Origin of the sequence: Intestinibacter sp., assembly GCF_051866655.1 — a bacterium.
Classification (GTDB): Bacteria; Bacillota; Clostridia; order Peptostreptococcales; family Peptostreptococcaceae; genus Intestinibacter.
In genome coordinates this window covers 1-1,904 of sequence record NZ_JBJDXL010000018.1, presented here as the reverse complement: position 1 = coordinate 1,904, position 1,904 = coordinate 1, and the positions used below count along the sequence as shown (strand labels likewise).

Below are 1,904 nucleotides of genomic sequence, written 5' to 3'. Positions count from 1 at the left end.
TACTTGGATCTTTACAAATCTCGTCTCTATATCTAGCATGATTAATAAATCCATTCTTTCCAATCATGCTCATGACTAGAGGCCAGTTGAAGTTAAAATATTCAAAATGCTGTACAAATTCCTTATTGTAGCCTTTGTAAATATCAATATCTGGAACATCTAATAATACTACATAATCCTTATACTTAGAAATCCAGCCATTAAGTAATGCATCATGTAATGTTATAGTATCACATACTGGAGCATATTTAGCTAATATTTCATGCCTTCCATCTAGCCTTTCAAAAGTAGCTGTTAGGCCTAGTATAAGTTTAAATTTAGTATTTTCAAAGATACTAGATATACATTCTGAATTAATTCTGTGTGCCTCATCGATAATTAGTAAATCACATTCTAATTGTTTCTTAGAAGCACCCATCATAACCTTAACTTCGGTGTTATATTCTAGGTTCCAGTTAAGTAATTCAGCACTCCATTGCTTTTTAAGCAAATCAGTCGGAACTACTATTAATACGGATAAATTAGGATATTTAACTCTTAGCTTTTTGATTACTTTAATAGCTGTTCTTGTTTTACCAAATCCAGTAGCTGCCACAATTGTAGCTTTTCCTTTAGCTTCTAGCCATCTTTTGACAGCTTCTTCCTGTCTTTGGTCTCTAGTAATTGGGGTAAATAAATCATTCAATACTCCTTGTGACATCCCATCCTTTCAGCTCTGCCACTTTATTAATTTCATCAATTTTATCCTTCCATTGTTTAGCCTGAGCTTCACATTGATTCTGGAAACGATACAAGACTTTATTAGAAAGAAGACGGAGCTGCTCACTAGTTAAGTTAGTATACTTATCTCTCTTAAGTCTGCACATTGATCTAAATTCAGCATAATTCAGACCAGTATCGCAGATTTTAAGCATAATAGAAGGATTTAACTTAAGCTCATTTCTTACTACTTCAAGCCTATTCATAGTTTTACCAGTTTCTGGATCCTTTCTATAGAGGTCTTTCTGCATTTCTTGCTGTGTAAACCATAATCCCATCTTTACTATAAAGTTAAGAGTAAGATGGGAATTGTCAAGGGTCAGTTTTGTTATCATAGAGGCTTTTTATTCTCTATTTCTGGGAGTTACCTCCATACTCTTCCTTCTCTAGAAGAGATACGTCTGTCTATTCAGACCAGCTCAGCGTACATTATCAACTACATGAGTTGTCGGACACTCTTGGAGATATTTTATTCTTTCTTTTAGAAAGGTTCAATCTCTACGCGTTACGGTGTTACAGACTCTTTAGTTTCTGTAATTACCTCGGGGTTGTCCATTTCAGGAGTTTCACCGATATTGTCCGATTTGCTTATACTTTCACAAATATAAGGGGCTGCAATGTTAAATTTTCTGTCTAAAAATATATGAGCATCTTTATATAAAAAATTAAGAAATAGTTCAGCATTTAAACTGGCCCACTTAATAACTTTTAATATTTCAGAATTTGTATTATATAAATTAATACTCTGTAATTTTGAAGGAAGTAAATTCTTAAATTTAAGAAGAAATTGTTCTTGCCCACAAACCCCAGCAATAATTTTATTGTCTCTATCGCGATATACCCATCCATCTCCATCAAAGAAACCCCTCATAAAATGAGAAAGTAAATCTGACGATTTAAATATAGATAAATCAGGAAAAATTTCATTATAAGTTTTATTTGGAACACAATTATATTTTACTAAAGTATTCCACATATTTTTACTACTAATAGCTACTCTACAACTTTTTCCAGAAATAAATTCCCTATTTCTGATACTTGTTATTTTTTCACTTCGTATTGAAATTTTCTCAACGGGTAGATCTATAAAAGAACAAAATTTTACTAAATGTTCATAGTCTTTAATGGCTAATGTTATTTCAATA

3 protein-coding genes are annotated in these 1,904 nt (G+C 31.9%); all 3 read right to left on the bottom strand.

Annotation, left to right across the window (positions count from 1 at the left end):
* Positions 1–700 (bottom strand): DEAD/DEAH box helicase (locus ACI3VO_RS00500; protein WP_439756029.1); only part of this gene is annotated, 700 nt, incomplete at its 3' end.
* Positions 678–1,010 (bottom strand): hypothetical protein, encoded by a 333-nt coding sequence (locus ACI3VO_RS00495; protein WP_439756028.1) that lies wholly within the window; start codon positions 1,008–1,010, stop codon positions 678–680. The genes ACI3VO_RS00500 and ACI3VO_RS00495, both read right to left, overlap by 23 nt.
* Before the next feature lie 254 nt (positions 1,011–1,264).
* On the bottom strand, positions 1,265–1,904 hold a 640-nt coding region (locus ACI3VO_RS00490; RefSeq protein WP_439756027.1), incomplete at its 5' end, for a hypothetical protein.

Coding starts and splice junctions, on each gene's coding strand:
- ACI3VO_RS00495 (WP_439756028.1), bottom strand. CDS start 1,010: ATGCAGAAAGACCTCTATAGAAAGGATCCAGAAACTGGTAAAACTATG.